Source organism: Paenibacillus sp. PSB04, from assembly GCF_025809195.1.
Taxonomy (GTDB): domain Bacteria; phylum Bacillota; class Bacilli; order Paenibacillales; family Paenibacillaceae; genus Paenibacillus_AQ; species Paenibacillus_AQ favisporus.
In genome coordinates, this window is the sequence record NZ_CP081301.1 from 4082381 (window position 1) to 4100554 (window position 18174).

An 18174-nucleotide genomic window follows, 5' to 3' on the forward strand; every position below is an offset into this window, starting at 1 on the left:
TTATGCAAACAAGCTGCGGCATTTCATGCTGCGGCTTATTTGTGCTGGAGCTGGAGTAGTTCGGCTGAAAGAAGGACGGATGGTTGATGTAAGAAGGTTTACCAATATTTGAGGCGTAGCCAGAAGAAACAAACATGTTACAATGTGAGGGTAGATTGTTTACAACTTTGTAACCTGTGTAAACGAAATCAACTTACGATAATTCACTGCGAAAAGGAGATGTTTGCAAGATGAAAAACAGAATGATGAAGACCATCGCCGGAGGAGCTTTCGCTGCCGTACTGGCTGCAGGACTGATCGGGTCCGGATCTGCATCAGCCGCTTCTGCCACCTCCGCTCCTCAAAAACAAGATCTCGGCAGCCTGCAGGCTTACCTGGAGCAGCTGCTGCAAAATAACGGCGGTTCTTTGAATTGGAACTTCGTGTACGAGCTGCCTTCCAATGGGCAAGTAAACGTACCGACAACGGGAACGGACAAGCCAACGACGACCAAACCTTCCACGCCGCAAACAAGCAAGCCTTCGGCTCCACAGACGAGCAAGCCGTCGACGCCAACGACTACGACGCCTTCGACTCCGTCCAACAACAGCGGAAGCAACACGGCTGACAAGTCCGGCTATGCCGCTCAAGTGATCAAGCTGGTTAACCAGGAACGTGCGAAAGCCGGCCTTGGTGCGCTGAAGGAAAATACGAAGCTGTCCGGTATGGCGATGGACAAAGCGAAAGACATGTACAGCAACAATTACTTTGACCACAATTCTCCAACGTACGGATCTCCGTTTGACATGATGAAGAAGTACGGCATTTCTTACAGCTATGCTGGCGAGAACATCGCCAAAGGCCAAAAGGATCCGGCTGACGTCATGAATGCGTGGATGAACAGCGAAGGCCACCGCGCGAACATTTTGAACAGCCATTACACCACGATCGGCGTGGCCTACTATAATGGGGTCTGGGTTCAAGAGTTTATTGCGAACTAATCATTCATATATCATCTAAACAAAAGGGGTGCCCCATGGCCGTTCGGCAGGGGTACCCTTTTATTTTAAGAAAAGTTCGGTCAATCCCTCGGGAATATGGAAAACCGGGTCAGGGCGGTGAGTCCGATGATTGCATAGGAATTGAAAAAAGCAGAACCCGCATGCTTCAGCATACGAATTCTGCTTTGATGGGTTATGCAGGGGTCGAACCTGCGACCTGCCGATTAAGAGTCGGCTGCTCTACCAGCTAAGCTAATAACCCGCGTCGTCTAACAGGGAATATTATAACTCCGTTTCTCCCCGATATCCACTATGTTCACAAAATCGACAAAAAAGACTGGCGTTAAAACCGGGAATATGGCATGATTTGCAAATTGCCGGGAGAAGTTTTATGTTTATGTACATAACGTTTACGGAAACGACCGTTCAGATTGATCTGTGGAGGGATTATGTCTTGAGTTCATCGAAGTGGATTTGGCGGATTATCGGCATTCTGTCCATCGCGGCAACGCTCCTCCTCATCGCCGGCTTCGCATACGCGGTACAGGATATCAACCATCCCCAAGGCAGCAAGCTAAACCTGTCGGCTCCTTCCGCTAAACCTGAAGGAACGGCACCGGGCAATATTGAACAGAAAAAAGAGCTGAAGGCTGCGGTCATTGGAGATTCCCTGGCCAAAGGAACCGGCGACAGCACCGGGAGCGGCTTCGCGCGGCGAAGTGTGACCAAGCTTGCGGAGGCTACGGGCAAGAAGGTGACCCTGCTGAACAATCTTGGCATTAACGGGCTGACCACATCCGGATTGCTTCCGAAGTTAAAGGAACAAGGGACCCGGTACGTGCTTGGCGAGGCGGACATCATTCTGTTGTCCATCGGGGGCAATGATTTGTTCCAGGGGGCGGATCTGCTGTCAGGCAGCCAGACCGGTACCGCGGGCAACGACGGAGAGGCTGCGGATCTGGACCCTGATGAGCTGCTGGAAGCGCTGCCCCAGGCGAAGAAAAAGCTGCAGCAAATTTTGGAGCAAATCCGGAAGATCAACCCGGATGCGCTCATCATTTACGTCGGGCTCTATAATCCGTTTGTAGACGTGAAGGATCTTAAAGTGGCCGGTAATCAGGCCGTTTCGGAGTGGAACAGTGCCGCACTCACGGTCATCAATAAATATGACAACATGACGTTTGTTCCGACGTTCGACCTGTTTCAGCACAGTTTGAACAAGTATTTGTCGACGGATCATTTCCATCCGAACGATCAAGGATATGAGCGGATTGCAGAGCGAATTGTACAGGGAATGTTGTGAGAAAGAAGCGGGAAAGGGGCGTCAGGCGCGCATATGTCTGAAGGAAGCATCTTGAAATCGCAGGATGACGTCGTTCTGTCGGTGGAGCATGTGAAGAAGAAGATCGGACGGAAGTGGATCATTCACGATGTCACCTTCGACGTCCGGGAGGGCGAAGTGTTCGGCTTTCTGGGCCCGAACGGGGCTGGCAAAACGACGACCATCCGCATGCTGGTGGATTTGATCAAGCCGACCAGCGGTACCATCCGGGTGTGCGGATACGACGTGAACAAGAATCAGGAGCAGGCGCTCCGGTTTGTAGGCTCGATCGTCGAAAACCCGGAGGCGTATACTTATTTGACAGGATGGGAGAACCTTGAGCATTTTGCCCGGATGCAGCGCGGTATAGACCGTCAGCGTATCCAGGAAGTGGTTGACATCGTCAGGCTCGACCAGCGCATTCATGACAAGGTCAGCACGTATTCGCTCGGGATGAGGCAGCGGCTTGGAATCGCCCAAGCCCTTCTGGGACGGCCCAAGCTGCTGATCCTGGATGAGCCGACCAACGGGCTCGATCCGAAAGGAATCAAGGAGCTGAGACAGTTTATCCGTCAGCTGGCCGATGAAGGGCTCGCCGTATTTGTGTCCAGCCACCTGCTGAGCGAAATTCAGCTGCTGTGCGACCGGGTAGCCATCATCAGCAAGGGTCGCGTACTGGCCGTGGGTCCTGTTGAAGAGCTGGTATCGGAAAATGCCCAATATGTCATATGGGATCTCTCTTCCGTGGGAGAAGGCAGGTCCTTACTCAGCCGGCAGGCAGGCGTAGAGGTGATTTCGGACGCCGAAGAGGTGCTCGATGACGCCATCATCGCCGGTATGGGGCAGGAAGCGATCGTGACCCGGATGGACGAACAGCTTGTCGCCTCCATCGTCAGACAGCTCGTTTCAGCAGGGATTGAAGTCAATGGCGTGCATAAAATTAATCCGACTCTGGAACAGCTGTTCCTCAAAATGACGGAAGGTGAGAGCATTGATTAACCTGCTTCCGCTGGTCAAAAACGAAACGATCAAAATTATCAAAAAGAAACGGTTTTATGTCGTATTGCTCATCCTGGTCGTCCTGGTGCCCATGTTCACCTATGCCCAGATGCGCTCGGCCGAACGGACGCGCGAGAAGTTTCACGGCGATTGGCGGCTTGAAGTTCAGCAGCAGATCACCGATAATGAAAATTCACTCAGCAGCGACCGCGTTCCGGATGAATGGAAAAAGTTCCGGAAAATTTTTATCCAGCAGCTGCAGTATTACCTGGACCATGACGTGAACCCGAACGAGCCGAACGGCGTCACCTTTACCCGCGAGTTTTTGGACAACTCCATTTCCTTGTTCATTCCTCTGTTGGTAATGGCGATCGCCTCGGATATCGTATCGGGCGAGAGGACATCGGGCACGATCAAAATGCTGCTGACCCGGCCGGTCAAAAGGTGGAAGGTGCTGCTCAGTAAACTAATCGCGCTGGTCATGTACAATTCGTTAATCGTCGTGGCGACGGTCATCATCACTTATTTGATTTCGGGCGCGGTATTTGGCTACAAAGGCTTTACGATTCCGGTGTTCACTGGCTTTCTTATCCACGGCTCGGAAGTGGATATGACCGCCGTTCATGCCGTCCCGCAGTGGGAATACCTGCTGATGCAGGCGGGTCTAGCCTGGTTCGTCAGCCTTGTCGTCGGGGTGCTCGCATTTATGGTGTCCGTGCTTGTCCGCAGTACCGCCGCCAGTATCGTCGTCATGATGGCGGCGCTCATTGCCGGCTCTATATTGACGAACATGGCGTCCGCATGGAACAGCGCCAAATATTTGTTTATGGTCAACCTGCAGCTGACCAACTACCTGTCGGGCACACCGGCGCCGATCGAGGGCATGAGCTTGACGTTTTCCCTCATCGTGCTGACGGTTTGGGGGGCTGCTGCGATTGCAATCTCTTTCCTTGTCTTTACGAAAAGGGATATCTTGAATTAAAATGGACAAGGATAACAAAACATCTGTTTGCATTTTGGATGAAATTCATCCTACATAAAGAAACACAAAGGGGGAGCATGAATGGTCGAGCAGATCGATATGTTTGCAGAGTCATCAAAGGGCGGCCCGAACGGCCAAACCGGATACGATGCTGACGACATTCAAGTGCTCGAAGGCCTGGTTGCGGTTCGCAAACGGCCAGGTATGTATATTGGCAGCACCAGCTCATCCGGACTTCATCATCTGGTATGGGAAATTGTTGATAATGCTGTAGACGAGCATTTAGCCAAATACTGCACGAGAATTGATATTACGGTACACAAAGACGGATCTATCACCGTTTTGGACAACGGACGGGGGATACCGACAGGAATGCACAAGACGGGTATCCCTACGCCGCAGGTAGTATATACCATCCTGCATGCCGGCGGTAAATTTGGCGGATCGGGTTACAAGAAGTCCGGCGGTTTGCACGGAGTAGGCGCTTCGGTGACCAACGCACTGTCGGAATGGCTTGAGGTGGAAATTTACCGGGAAGGCAAGATTCACCGGATGCGTTTTGAATATTGGCAGGACAAGAACGGCAAGGAGCACGTCGGCGAGCCGGTGACCGGCCTGGAAGTGCTGGGCAATACGAACAAGACCGGCACCAAGGTGACGTTTAAGCCTGACGCGCGTGTGTTTCAGGGCGGTATCAACGTAACTTACGATACCCTCGCCGAACGGCTTCAGGAAATTGCGTTCTTGAACTCCGGGCTGCGGATCGTCCTGAAGGACGAGCGTGCGGACCGCCAGGACGAGTTTTTCTATGAAGGCGGCGCCAGCCAGTTCGTCGAATTTCTGAACGAAGGCAAAGACGTCATGCATGACGTCATTCACTTTTATGGGGAAAAGGAAGACGTCGAGGTCGAGGTGGCCCTGCAGTACAACGCAGGATATACCGAAACGATCGCTTCTTTCGTTAACTCGATTCCGACTCGCGGCGGCGGTACGCATGAAACAGGCTTTAAAACGGCCTACACGCGCGTGATGAACGATTATGCCCGCAAAAATCACCTGCTGAAAGAAAAGGACAAAAACCTTGAGGGGAACGATCTGCGCGAAGGCATGATGGCGGTCATCAGCGTTAAGATGGCCGAGGTCGAATTCGTGGGTCAGACCAAGGACCAGCTCGGCAGCGCTTCCGCGCGGAGCACCGTCGATGCGGTCGTTTCGGAGAAAATGCAGATTTTCCTCGAGGAAAATCCGCAGGTGGCGCAGACGCTGATCAAAAAGGCGATCCAGGCCTCCAAAGCGAGGGAAGCCGCACGGAAAGCGCGCGACGACATGCGCAGCGGCAAGAAGCGCAGCGAGAGCTCGAATCTGGGCGGCAAGCTGGCGCCGGCACAGTCGAAGGATTTTACCCGTACGGAGCTGTTTGTCGTGGAAGGGAACTCTGCGGGCGGATCGGCCAAGCAGGGCCGGGATTCCAAAATTCAGGCCATCCTTCCGCTGAAGGGGAAGCCGATGAATCCGGAGAAGGCGAAGCTCGCCGACATTATGAAGAACGAAGAATACCGGATGATCATTTCCGCCATCGGGGCCGGCATCGGCAACGAGTTTGAAATCGAAGACAGCAATTACTCCAAAATTATTATTATGACCGACGCAGACACGGACGGAGCGCACATTCAAGTGCTGCTGCTGACCTTTTTCTACCGTTACATGAAGCCGCTGATCGATGCCGGAAGAGTGTATATCGCTCAGCCTCCGCTGTACAAAATTACGCGGAAATCCGGCAAGCTGGAGACGATCCGTTATGCATATAACGACGAGCAGCTGCAAAACTATCTGAAAGAGTTCGGTAAAAACTACGAGCTTCAGCGCTACAAGGGACTCGGCGAAATGAACCCCGAACAGCTGTGGGAAACGACGATGAACCCGGATACCAGAACGCTGCTGCAGGTGCAGATCGAGGATGCCGCCAAGGCCGAACGGCGCGTCTCCACGCTGATGGGCGACAAGATTGATCCGCGCAAGCGCTGGATCGTGGAAAACGTGGACTTTAGAGAGTTCGAGGAATAGAAGGTGAATGGATGAGCTTATCGGAACAATTTTTGCCGGCCTTTCTGGAGGAGGTCGTCGGCGACCGCTTTGGCCGGTACTCCAAATATATTATTCAGGACCGGGCCATTCCCGACGTGCGGGACGGCCTGAAGCCTGTTCAGCGCCGGATTCTGTATGCAATGTACGATTCGGGCAACACACCGGATAAACCTTACCGCAAATCCGCCAAAACCGTCGGGGACGTCATGGGCAACTATCATCCCCACGGGGACGCGTCCATCTATGACGGCATGGTCCGGATGGCCCAGCCTTGGAAGATGGGGCATGTGCTGGTGGACGGTCACGGCAACTGGGGTTCGATTGACGATGACCCGGCCGCAGCGATGCGTTACACGGAAGCGCGCCTGTCGCCGATCGCCATGGAGCTGCTGCGGGATATTGAGAAGCGCACCGTACAGTTCAAGGACAACTTTGATAATACCGCCAAGGAGCCGGTCGTTCTTCCTTCCAGATATCCGAATCTGCTGGTCAACGGGGTCAGCGGCATTTCCGCCGGTTTTGCAACCGAAATTCCGCCGCACAACCTGCGCGAGGTGATCGACGCATGCATCGCCGTCATGCAGAAGCCGGAAATCGAACTGGACGAGATTATGACCTTTATCAAAGGTCCGGACTTTCCGACGGGCGGCCTGATCATGGGCGGAGACGGAATCAAGGAAGCGTACCAGACGGGCAAGGGGCGGATTTATCTCCGGTCTAAAGCGGACATTGAGTTTTTGCGCGGCGGCAAGCAGCAAATCGTCATTACCGAAATTCCGTACCAGGTCGTCAAATCGCGGCTGGTGACACAAATGGAGAATATTCGACTCGAGAAAAAAATCGAGGGAATTTCGGAGGTTCGTGACGAAAGCGGCCGCGAAGGATTGCGCATCGTTGTCGAAATCAAGAAGGAAGCGGATGCCCAGGGCATTCTGGCGTACCTGCTTAAGAAGACCGATTTGCAGGTGACGTACAACTTTAACATGGTTTCCATCGTCAACAAGGCGCCGCAGCAGCTTGGACTGAAAGCGATGCTGCAGGCCTACATCGAGCATCAGCGCGAGGTCGTGACGTACCGGACGCAGTTTGACCTCGAGAAGGCGGAGGCCAGAGCCCATGTGCTCGAAGGGCTTGTCAAGGCACTGAACATTCTGGACGAAGTCATCGCGGCGATCAAGGCTTCCAGCAACCGTCAGGATGCGCAGAACAACCTGCAGTGGATGTTCGGGTTTACGGAGCGTCAGGCCGATGCGATTCTGACCCTGCAGCTGTACCGTCTGACCAACCTGGAGATCACGACGCTGCAGAAGGAGCTGGACGAGCTGCATAAGAAGATCGCCCAGTACCAGGCGATTCTGGAGAGCGACAAGAAGCTGATCGCGCTGATCCGCAAGGAGTTGCTCGAAATCCGCGATAAGTACGGCGTGGACCGGCGCTCTTCGATCCAGGGCGAGGTTGAAGAAATCAAGGTCAACCTGGAAGTCATGGTCAGCTCGGAGGATGTGCTCGTAACTCTGTCCAACGATGGATACATCAAGCGGACGAGCATGCTGTCGTTTACGCGTTCCGGCGGGGAGCTGGACAGCTCCGGGGTGAAGGAGGGCGATTATGTCAACAGGGTGCTGGAGGTCAACACGCTGGATAATCTGCTGATCTTTACGCAGCGAGGCCAGTTCTTCCTGCTGCCGGTGCATCAGGTGCCGGAGTTCAAGTGGAAGGACCCGGGAACCGCGATCGTCAACGTCATTAACCTGGCGAAGGAAGACGAGATTGTCGGGGCCATCCCTGTCAACAATTTTGATCAGCCGGATAAATCGCTCGTCTTTGTGACTCGCAAGGGCCAAGTGAAGCGGACGGAGCTGAAAGAATACATGACAAACCGCTCCAGCGCGGTTGCCGCTTGCAAGGTCGGCAGCGACGATGCGGTTCTGACGGTAACGATGAGCAATAACGACAAAGACATTTTGCTGGTCAGCAGGGACGGCATGAGCATCCGCTTCAAGGAGCAGGAGGTTAATGCGATGGGCCGCGTATCCGCCGGGGTGCGCGGAATTCAGCTCAAGGAAGGCGATGAGGTCGTATCCGCCCTGTGGGTAGAAGAGGACGAGGGCGAAATCCTCACCCTGACGGATCTGGGCTACGGCAAACGGACGCTGCTGGCGGACTATCTGCCGCAGAGCCGCGGCGGCAAGGGACTGGCTACGTTCGAGTTCAAGGAAGGCAAGCGGGTGAAGCCGAACGGATCCCGCATCGCGGGAGCTTTTTATTGCCGCGAGCCGCTTGAGATCACGGCCATGACCCAAGCCGGCCAAAGCTTCAGCTTCAATTCGGAGCAGGCGCCGCTCGCCGAGCGGAAATCGATCGGCAAGCTGCTCGTGCATGTGGAGAAGAAAGACGAGATTGTCGATTTGCTCGTGACCGGCTCTGAGCCGAGCCGGACGGAGTCCAAATCATAAATTATTGCTCAAAGGGCATCCCGGGCTGCGGGATGCCCTTTGTTTTTAACCGAAAATTTTTAAAAATTTCGAGGCTCCCCGAAAAGGTTCTAAATGGGCACGGGAAGGCCATCGGAGCCGCGTTTTAGGGGATGTTTTTCCTGTAAATTTACACAGTTTTCACGAACCAAGCAAAGAAATTTTTCATGGTGAAGAAGGAATTGCTTTAAATTGCGCGAAACTTAATCATGTAAATCATGACGATTACAAGATACTGAGCGAAAGGAAGGATATACAGTGCAGACTTCCGAATTTGCGAAAATGTGGTCTAAACTAAGCAAAGATTACAAATTACATATGGAAAACGAGCTCGCTCCGGCCCTGACAGAGTCTCAGCTAACTGTACTTGAAGTGCTGAGCGATCAGGAACGGATGAAGCCTTCGGATTTGACCCCGCTGCTGGCGACAAGCCCTGCCGCGGTCACCATGCTGCTGGACCGCATGGAGAAGAACGGGCTGATCCAGCGCGAGCGGGATTTGAACGATCGGCGGATCGTGTGGGTGTCCATTTCGGAAAAGGGCAAGAACGAAGTGCTCCGCGGTCTGCAGATCCGCGATGCGTTCCTGTCCGGCGTGCTGAGCCGAATCTCGCTTCACAACCAGCAGCTGCTGGTGTATCTATTGGGCAAAATCACGGCCTAAACCGCGCCGGGCGTGTTGGAAGGCGCCGTTTAGGGCATCGTATGGATAACGATGCTTGTACCCCTATTATTTCTTCAAGAGGAGTCATCATGGATGAGTAAGTTAGAGCTTTTGCGCCACCCCAAGCAAAGAAAGCTGCTCTTTAGCGCCGGCTTCAGCTGGTTGTTCGACGCTATGGATGTCGGCATCATATCGTTTATCGTAACGGCATTAACAGCCGAATGGAAGCTGTCACCGCAGCAGGTCGGGGTCCTGACCAGCATGAACTCCGTCGGCATGGTCATCGGAGCGGCTGCTGCCGGTTATATGGCCGACCGGTTCGGACGCAAGACGATCCTGCTGTGGACCCTGCTCATTTTTTCGGTGGCGAGCGGCTTGTCCGCGTTGGCTGCAAGCTTTGCCGTGCTGTGCCTGCTGCGGTTTATTACCGGTATCGGTCTTGGCGGCGAGCTGCCGGTGGCTTCAACGCTCGTCTCGGAGTCGATGCCGGCACGTGACCGCGGCAGAGCCGTCGTCCTGCTGGAAAGCTTCTGGGCGGGAGGATGGCTGGTCGCTGCGCTGGTGTCTTACTTCGTCATTCCGAAGTACGGATGGCAGATTGCGTTTGTCATCGGGGCCTTACCTGCGCTGTATGCCATATATTTACGTAAATCCATCGAAGATGCGCCGCGTTTCAAGGAACAGCAGGCAAGCGTCTCCAAGCTGTCCTTCGGGAGCAAATTCAAGTCGATTTGGGCTAAAGAGCACAGCCGCTCTACGCTGATGCTTTGGATTCTGTGGTTTACCGTCGTGTTTTCCTATTACGGCATGTTTTTGTGGCTGCCGTCGGTCATGGTTCTCAAAGGCTTCAGTTTGGTCAAAAGTTTTGAATACGTGCTGATCATGACGATCGCCCAGCTGCCCGGTTATTTTACCGCGGCTTACTTCATCGAGAAGTTCGGACGCAAGTTCGTCATGGTCACTTATTTGACGCTGACGGCGCTGAGTGCGCTGTGGTTCGGTTATGCGGATACCGAAGGCATGCTGATTGCCGCGGGCATCTGCTTGTCCTTCTTCAACCTCGGTGCGTGGGGCGGCATGTATGCCTATACGCCGGAGCTGTACCCGACCCGGGTGCGGTCCACCGGCGTGGGGCTGGCCACCTCGGTTGGCCGGGTCGGCGGCGTAATTGCCCCGCTGCTCGTAGGCGTCATGGTTGGCAAGGGCATCAGCATCGATACCATTTTCGGCATGTTTTTTGTCATTGTGCTGATTGGTGCAATCGGAGTGCTGCTTCTCGGTAAGGAAACCAAAGGCAGGGAACTGGCCGATTAAACGGCAATAAATATGTCATGTGTTGAAGAAGCTGTCATGGGCAGCTTCTTTCCTTTTTCGTCATGCATATTTTTGGACTTTGCCACGCCCGTTCTTCCGCCCAAGATGACTAAATCTACGGGTTTGATTGTGATTTCCCGTTGTTTTGAATTATAATAAATAATGTTGCAGTTAGACGCTATCAGAATGGGGGAAGGAATATGCAGCTGATCAATCCCGGCATGGTCCAGGAGATGCTAGATTCACTGAAAAACCAGGACCTTTATATACACCTTGAAATGACAACGGGTGCTTACGCTTCGCACAACGATTCATCCAAATTTACCGCATCGACGTTTATCCATAACGGCGTCGTCCGATATTCGCAAGGCTCCATCGCCGGCTTTGGCCCTTACCGGGTCGGCCTCAAGATGGAGCAGGGCTGGGTTTATTCCCAAGGCTTGACCCATTTTGAAGAAACGGAAACGGATCGGCTGATCATGGCCGGACATGACAGCGACGGCAAGCTCGTCGTGGCGCTTCAGCTGAGCCGCCAACCATTTTAACGAGAGAGAAGGTTAGACATATGGAAAAACATATCCTTGTGGTGTTTCCCCACCCCGATGATGAGTCGTTCGGCACGTCGGGGACGCTGGCTAAGCATATCCAGGCCGGAACCCAGGTGACGTACGCCTGTTTAACCCTGGGGGAAATGGCCCGCAACATGGGCAATCCCATCTTGGCGAACCGCGTGACGCTTCCCGAGCTGCGCCGGAAGGAGCTGAAAGAGTCCTGCCGGGCGATCGGCATCCAGGATCTTCGCCTCATGGGTCTGCATGACAAGACGGTGGAGTTTGAGGATCAGGAGATGCTCACCAGCCGTCTGCGCGCGCTGATTGACGAAGTGAAGCCGTCGCTGATCATCACTTTTTATCCGGGGTACGCGGTTCATCCGGACCATGACGCGACCGGAGCCGCGGTTATCCGGACCGTGACGGCCATGTCGAAGAAGGATCGGCCGAAAGTGCACTGCCTGGCGTTCTCCAACGGGTGCGAGAAGATCCTTGGCAAACCGGATGTCCTCGTGGATGTGCGCGATTTTTTACCGCAGAAGTTTGCCTCGATCCGCGCCCATCAGTCGCAGTTCCGCTGGGAGACGAGCGGACAGTCGGAGCTGGATAAAGCCGTGCTGGAGCGCTTCAGCCAAGAGCGGTTCTGGACTTATCACTTTGAATAATAGCATGAATTCCAAGACAAGCCGGACGGGCTGCTGCCATCATTGCAGCGCCCGTCTTTTTTTGTGCAGCATTATCGAAGCCGTAGGCCGGCTCTTGTTGCGAAAGCACATCAAGCGCGTCTTGGCCCCAATGGAGGATATTGACAACATGGGGCTCCGGCGGATACAATTTGTGAAATCCTGTTAGGGATTTAACATGTGAGCAGAAAGGTGTGTGGCCCTGGAGATGAGCCGAGAAGAGTTGAGAAGAGCAGAGTTTGCGAGCGGAGATCGTACCGAAGAAGTCGGTACCAGAGAAGAGGGTCCCGGAGAAGCGGCGGCCGTGGCTGAGCCGTTAAACAGAGGGCTGGCCGATGAGGAGCCAAGCCGTGATCAGATTAGCCTTTCCGAAGGAAAGGCGGGGGACATCCGGCTGGAGCGGATCGTCTTCATTGGAAGAACCTATGACGAATATTTGCGGATGTTTCATTTGAATCCCGGGGACTTGAAGGGACGAACCGTCCTGGACTGCCCCGGCGGGGCATGCTCGTTTACGGCTAAAGCGAGGCAGATCGGCATTGAAGCCGTTGCTGTGGATATAGCCTATCAGTTTGACCCTGCGGCACTTGAGGCGAAGGGAAGGCTCGATATCGGGCATGCGGTGCAGCATGTGGAGAGCCTGGGCGATCATTATCGGTGGGACGAATTCGGTGGTCCCGAAGGACTTCGTGCTGAGCGTACGAGGGCATTGAACGCCACAGTCCAGGATATGAAGCAGCACCCTGATCGTTACATTGCTGCGGTTTTGCCGGTGCTGCCGTTTGCAGACCGGCAGTTTGACATGACGCTGTCGGCGCATTTCTTGTTTATGTACAGCGACAAGCTGGATTACGCATTTCATGAGCAGACGGTGGCTGAGTTGATGCGGGTGACGAAGGATGAAATCCGGATTTTTCCGCTGGTGGACCAGAGCAGCTGCAGGTACAAGGACATAGGGAAGCTGCTGACGTTCGCTGCCGGAAACGGATGGTCGGCCGAGGAACGGCCGTCGGACTACGAATTCCAACGGGGGGCTGCCTCAATGCTGGTGCTGACAAGAAGCTGACGGGAAAAAGAATGGCGGAACGAGAAGGTCGTTGGATGCCGGCAAAATGCCGAAGTTGGATCGTAACCGTCTTTTGTCAGTTCCGCAGAACTTATTCTTATTAAATCATAAAAAAGCCGGAGAGCCTGCGTATGCAGGGCTCTCCGGCTTTTATACTGTTTGCGGCCGATTGCAGCCGCCGGGCGGGATGAATTATGATTCCTTGTCCGTCAAAGCGTTCAGGGTCGCTTCCGGCCACAAATTCCAGGGATGCTCGGCAGGCGGAAGCGAGGCAAGAACGATCTCTTCCTTTGTGACGGGATGAGGGACGCCGACGATGACAGACCACAGTGCGATCTGCTGCCCCGGCTTATTTACCCCATTGCCGTATTTCTGATCGCCGTAGAGCGGACAGCCGGCATGGCTCATCTGAACCCGAATCTGATGGGACCGGCCGGTATGGAGCTCCACCTTGACCAAGCTATAGCGGTCCGTCTCTGCGATCACTTCGTAATCCAGCAGCGCTTCCTTCGCGCCGGTTGTTCCCGGCTTCACCACAGACACGGTATTGGTCTTGGCATCCTTGAGCAGGAAGTCTTTCAGGCTTCCTGTCGGCGCAGGCAGCTTCCCATGTACGACGGCCGCGTAAACTTTGCGGAACTTGCGGGAGCGTACCGTTTCCGAAAGCCGAGAGGCGGCCTTGGATGTCTTGGCAAACACCATCGCCCCGCCGACGGGGCGATCCAGCCGGTGCACCAGGCCGACAAATACGTTGCCGGGCTTGTTATACCGGATCTTGATGTCCTCCTTGAGCAGGCTGACCAGATCGGCGTCCCCGGAGGCATCTTCCTGCGTAGGAACGTTGACCGGCTTCACGATGCCTAATAAATGATTGTCCTCATACAAAATCGGAATGCGGACGTCCTGACCATCGGCTCTGCTCATGGTTTAAGACTCCCATCTTCCCAAAATACCGCACGGCAGATTCAGTCCGGAGGCGGTAATCGGCAGTCCGAGCTCGCCGCAGGAAATGCTTCCTCCAAACCGGCGGGCTGCCGTCATGGACAGGATGTTATGCAGTACGGTCGGCGAAATACCGGTCGTATACGAATTAATGAGCATAAACAATGGGTTGTCCGACATGATGCTCATGCAGCTCTCGACGAAGGGATAGAGGCTCTGCTCCAGCTTCCACATTTCCCCGCCGGGTCCACGGCCGTAGGATGGCGGGTCCATGATGATCGCGTCGTATTTATTGCCACGGCGCTGTTCGCGCTGCACGAATTTGAACACGTCGTCCGTTATGAAACGGACCGGACGGTCTCCGAGGCCGGACAGCTGCAGGTTCTCCTTGGCCCATTGAACCATGCCTTTTGCGGCGTCGACATGGACGACTTGGGCGCCTGCGGAAGCTGCCGCCACGCTGGCTCCGCCGGTATAGGCGAACAGGTTCAGCACCTGGATCGGCCGGCCCGCCCCGGCAATCTTGTCCATCATCCAGCGCCAGTTGGCTGCTTGCTCGGGGAACAAACCGGTATGTTTAAAGTTGGTAGGGCGGATATGGAACTTCAGCTTGTCGTAGGAAATGGTCCAGCGGTCGGGGATCGGCTTTTTCATGTCCCATTGGCCGCCGCCCGAAGAGCTTCGGTGGTAATGCCCGTGAACTTGGCGCCACTGCCCCGTTTCGTTGGTGAGCGGCCATATAATCTGCGGGTCGGGTCTGCGGAGAATGACGTCTCCCCAACGCTCCAGCTTTTCCCCGTCCCCGGTATCAATCAATTCATAATCCTGCCAATCGCGTGCTACATACATGAATGCATTCCATCCTTCTGTTCTTTAATTTCATTTAGCTTATATTGTACAACATTTCATACATACAATGCACTTTCTTCATACTCGGTGCGGGTAAAGGTATAATAAAGATAACCCCTCGCGAAAGGAGGACTTGCCGGTGAGCAGCAGACGGAAAATATCGTGGATTCTCACTTGGTTTGGCTTGTTTTGCGGCATTCTTTATGTCAATCTGGCGGTCCGTGGCGGCACGAAGGATTGGTTTGGCTTTCTTGTCTTCGCCGTGCTTCCGCTTGGAATCGGACTTATACTGCGCACGAAAACGAAAAAAGCGAGAGCATGGATGGAGATCACCCCCGAGATGGAGAAGAGCATTCTTCACCTGGCTGCGGAGCAGGAAAACCTGCTGACCGCAGCGGACGTCGCCTTGAATACGACGCTCAGCATGGAGCAGGCCGGCGAGGCGCTGGAAGCGATGCGCCGCAAAGGACAGGTCCATTTACGTGTAGCGGATAACGGGGCGCTGGTCTATGAATTCCAGGCCGTTCTATCGATGGAAGCCAAGCTGAATGCGGAGCGGGTGTAAAACCGCGCCTACTCCGCCCCGCACAACGCAATAAACCGGCTGCGCCTTGGACATGCCAAGCGCAGCCGGTTTTTCTTGTGGCGATTATTGGGACGCCATGTACTCGTAGTAGTCCTGCTGTCTCATCACTTTGAATCCGCAGGACTCATACAGCCGGAGCGCATTGGGGTTCTGAACCGCCACCTCCAGCCATATGTCCCGCCCCCGTGCTATCGCTTCGGATACGATGAGCATCAGTGTGCTGCGGCCGATCCCCTGACCCCGAACAGATGCTTTCACCGCAAAGCCGTATATCCACGTATCGGATCCTGTATCTTCAAGAGATACCTTGCCGACGGTAACCCCATCCCGCTTAATGATGAGCGGCCGGGTTCCCGTTTCCTGCAGCAGCGATGAGTAGATTTCGGCTGATTCCTCCCGGCTCATCTCGAATCCTTCCTGATCGATGGCGATGATGTCCTCCATGTCGGCAAGCTCCGCGCTTCGCAGCTGGACCGACGGGTACGCTTCCGCGACAGTTTGGCCGTCGTCATGCCATTTCATTTGATACTCCGAATGGCAGAACACCCCTCCTTGGGACTCGATGAAGCCTATGCCGCTGGAAGAGGAAGCCGGGGTATTCAGAAGGATGGTCTTATAGGCTGAAACGTTAGCCGAGCGGATGGCGTCCTTCCATAGATTCGTAAATATTCCCTGACGCCGGTAATCCGGATGTACCATGCCGCATACCTCGAGACCGCCGCCGAGCGGATATAAGGCGAGAAAACCGGTCAGCATATCGCCGGAATAATGAAAAAAGTCCAGCTTTGCGTCCGCGGGACGGGACTTCAGCATGCTCCAGTTTAATTTCAGAGTGATGGCATCGGCCCGCTCGCACAGCTCCTGCAGAGCGGAGATATCGCCTAGTTGACTTGGATTAAGAATAGTCTGCTTCCCCCATATTCGTTATTTTCTGCTATCATATCATGTTCCTATTTCGCGTTAAAGAGAGTGAATTGCACTTTATGCAAGGTTTTTTTGTTCATGCGAAGCCTCCATCATTAGGCGGTCATACCTCACTTCATACAGCGGCACGGAATAGGATGAATGTAACATTTCCTAGGAAGGGAGCCATCCGTATGCCGGTGAAAAACGGTAAGGAGTATATAGAGCGGATCGACCAGGCACAGCCGGAGGTTTGGCTTCGAGGTAAGCAAATCCAAGGAAAGCTGTCCGACCATGCGGCTTTCCGCGGGTTAATGAGCACTCAGGCGTCACTGTACGATATGCAGGTCGCGGAGGAGTATGCGCAGCTTCTGACATACACATCTCCGGAAACCGGGGAGCCGGTAGGCTTATCGTACTTACAGCCGAAGACGAAGGAAGATTTGGCCAGACGCAGGAGCGCGATGACGCTGTGGGGTGAGCGGCATTTCGGCCTACTCGGCAGATCGCCGGATTATATGAACACGGCCGTTATGGCCTACGCTGCCGCCTCGGAGCTGCTGGCTGAAGCGGATGCGAAGTATGCGGACAACATGCGGAATTACTACCGGTACTGCTCAGAGAATGACATTACGCTATCCCACGCCTTCGTGCAGCCGGCGGCGAGCCGTACCGCCGAAATGCTTGATGACGGAACGATCGTCAATACCGCGGCACGCATCGTCGACCAGACGACAGAAGGCGTCATCGTGTCAGGCGCGTTTCTGCTGGCGACCCAGGGAGTCACAGCGGATGAAATACTTGTGTATCCGCCGGCATCGTTCGTGTTTCAGGAGGAAGACAATCCTGAAACTTTTGCTTTTGCCGTCCCGAACAACCTGCCGGGGATGAAGTGGATAAGCCGGGAAAGCCTGGTCGGCGGCGATTCGGGTTACGATTATCCGCTCAGCTCGCGATTTGAGGAAATGGACACTCTCGTCATTTTCGATCACGTGCTCGTTCCATGGGAGCGTATATTCATTCTTGGCAACGACAGCCTGTCCATACGCTTCTTTGCACAGAGCGGCTTTCACGTGCATGCAGCGCACCAGGTTTGCTGCCGATACGTGGCGAAGACCGAGTTTGTACTTGGAATCATTCTGTCCATTGTCGACGCACTGGAAAGAACCGGAAGCGTGGTCACCGAACAAGTGACAGAGGTGATCGTAAATCTGGAGTTGCTCAAGGCGCTGCTGCTCGCCTCCGAAGCGGGTGCAAAGGTGGACCGGTGGGGAAGCATGATGCCCGACTATAAGCCGCTCTGGTCCGCTGCCGTCGTCTATCCCCAAATGTATGCACGGATGATGGAAATTATCCAGCTGCTCGGGTCCAGCAACGTCATTATGATTCCGTCAGAGCAGGATTTTGAGGCACCCGGGATTGCTCCCTATTTATCGGCTTATCTCAAAGGCAGCAGCATGGACGCGCGGGATAAGACTGCGCTGTTCCGGCTGGCCTGGGAGCTGAGCAGCAGCGGTTTCGGTGGGCGGCAGCAGCTCTACGAACGCTTTTTCTTCGGGGGACAGCAGGTAACCAGCAACAGGCTGTTTCAAGGCTATTTGGATAAGGAGAAATACAAGGAGCGGGTTCAGCAATTTCTGCGGGATTTATAATCGCCGTTCTATGGATCGGTCATATTCCACCCGGCCCGCTCATATATCTGTAATGGGGAACGTACGCAAGCAGCACGGGAGAGAGAAGCCGTCTGGGAAGAGCCATCCTTGCACAGAGGAGGCG

16 protein-coding genes and 1 tRNA gene are annotated in these 18174 nt (G+C 54.4%); 13 read left to right on the top strand and 4 right to left on the bottom strand.

Annotated elements, in window-relative coordinates:
- Positions 1-230 precede the first annotated feature (230 nt).
- The gene (locus K2F33_RS18950; protein ID WP_076170958.1) at positions 231-980 is read left to right on the top strand and encodes a CAP domain-containing protein; all 750 of its coding nucleotides are present in this window, start codon (positions 231-233) and stop codon (positions 978-980) included.
- Positions 981-1169: 189 nt separating this feature from the next.
- Here K2F33_RS18950 and K2F33_RS18955 read toward each other — a convergent pair.
- A tRNA-Lys gene (locus K2F33_RS18955) sits at positions 1170-1242 on the bottom strand.
- 129 nt (positions 1243-1371) lie between these two features.
- Here K2F33_RS18955 and K2F33_RS18960 point away from each other — a divergent pair.
- From K2F33_RS18960 to K2F33_RS19005, 10 genes are all read left to right on the top strand, one after another.
- Complete coding sequence (locus K2F33_RS18960; protein WP_318670956.1) at positions 1372-2283, top strand: GDSL-type esterase/lipase family protein; 912 nt, start codon at positions 1372-1374, stop codon at positions 2281-2283.
- Positions 2284-2316: 33 nt separating this feature from the next.
- Positions 2317-3300 (top strand): ABC transporter ATP-binding protein, encoded by a 984-nt coding sequence (locus K2F33_RS18965; RefSeq protein WP_076170960.1) that lies wholly within the window; start codon positions 2317-2319, stop codon positions 3298-3300.
- Positions 3293-4282, top strand: a complete 990-nt coding sequence (locus tag K2F33_RS18970; RefSeq protein WP_263878249.1) for an ABC transporter permease — start codon at positions 3293-3295, stop codon at positions 4280-4282. Before K2F33_RS18965 ends, K2F33_RS18970 begins: the two co-directional genes overlap by 8 nt.
- Before the next feature lie 81 nt (positions 4283-4363).
- Positions 4364-6346 (top strand): DNA topoisomerase IV subunit B, encoded by a 1983-nt coding sequence (parE, locus tag K2F33_RS18975; protein ID WP_076170964.1) that lies wholly within the window; start codon positions 4364-4366, stop codon positions 6344-6346.
- Between the two features lie 11 nt (positions 6347-6357).
- A complete protein-coding gene (gyrA, locus tag K2F33_RS18980; RefSeq protein WP_076170966.1) occupies positions 6358-8823 on the top strand; it encodes a DNA gyrase subunit A in 2466 nt (821 codons plus the stop codon).
- Positions 8824-9099: 276 nt separating this feature from the next.
- Positions 9100-9504, top strand: a complete 405-nt coding sequence (locus tag K2F33_RS18985) for a MarR family winged helix-turn-helix transcriptional regulator (protein WP_076170968.1) — start codon at positions 9100-9102, stop codon at positions 9502-9504.
- A 93-nt stretch (positions 9505-9597) separates the two neighbouring features.
- Positions 9598-10818, top strand: coding sequence for an MFS transporter (locus K2F33_RS18990; RefSeq protein WP_076170970.1), 1221 nt, complete (start codon positions 9598-9600; stop codon positions 10816-10818).
- A gap of 200 nt (positions 10819-11018) precedes the next feature.
- Complete coding sequence (locus K2F33_RS18995) at positions 11019-11363, top strand: YojF family protein (RefSeq protein WP_076170972.1); 345 nt, start codon at positions 11019-11021, stop codon at positions 11361-11363.
- A gap of 20 nt (positions 11364-11383) precedes the next feature.
- Positions 11384-12034 (top strand): bacillithiol biosynthesis deacetylase BshB2, encoded by a 651-nt coding sequence (gene bshB2, locus K2F33_RS19000; RefSeq protein ID WP_076170974.1) that lies wholly within the window; start codon positions 11384-11386, stop codon positions 12032-12034.
- 226 nt (positions 12035-12260) lie between these two features.
- Positions 12261-13118, top strand: a complete 858-nt coding sequence (locus K2F33_RS19005) for an SAM-dependent methyltransferase (RefSeq protein WP_244169278.1) — start codon at positions 12261-12263, stop codon at positions 13116-13118.
- A gap of 192 nt (positions 13119-13310) precedes the next feature.
- On the opposite strand, the gene K2F33_RS19010 is transcribed toward K2F33_RS19005, so the two are convergent.
- Both K2F33_RS19010 and K2F33_RS19015 read right to left on the bottom strand, forming a co-directional pair.
- The gene (locus K2F33_RS19010) at positions 13311-14042 is read right to left on the bottom strand and encodes an RluA family pseudouridine synthase (RefSeq protein ID WP_076170976.1); all 732 of its coding nucleotides are present in this window, start codon (positions 14040-14042) and stop codon (positions 13311-13313) included.
- A gap of 3 nt (positions 14043-14045) precedes the next feature.
- Positions 14046-14909, bottom strand: coding sequence for a class I SAM-dependent methyltransferase (locus K2F33_RS19015; protein WP_076170978.1), 864 nt, complete (start codon positions 14907-14909; stop codon positions 14046-14048).
- Between the two features lie 139 nt (positions 14910-15048).
- Here K2F33_RS19015 and K2F33_RS19020 point away from each other — a divergent pair, with 139 nt between their 5' ends.
- Positions 15049-15474, top strand: coding sequence for a hypothetical protein (locus K2F33_RS19020; protein WP_076170980.1), 426 nt, complete (start codon positions 15049-15051; stop codon positions 15472-15474).
- Between the two features lie 84 nt (positions 15475-15558).
- Here the strand turns inward: K2F33_RS19020 and K2F33_RS19025 are convergent, their stop codons facing one another.
- Positions 15559-16308 carry a GNAT family N-acetyltransferase gene (locus tag K2F33_RS19025; protein WP_084203926.1) on the bottom strand — a complete coding sequence of 250 codons (750 nt, stop codon included), beginning with the start codon at positions 16306-16308 and terminating at the stop codon, positions 15559-15561.
- Positions 16309-16592: 284 nt separating this feature from the next.
- Between K2F33_RS19025 and hpaB the strand changes: the two genes are divergently transcribed.
- On the top strand, positions 16593-18050 hold the full coding sequence (hpaB, locus tag K2F33_RS19030; RefSeq protein ID WP_263878250.1) for a 4-hydroxyphenylacetate 3-monooxygenase, oxygenase component: 1458 nt from the start codon (positions 16593-16595) through the stop codon (positions 18048-18050).
- Positions 18051-18174: the final 124 nt, after the last annotated feature.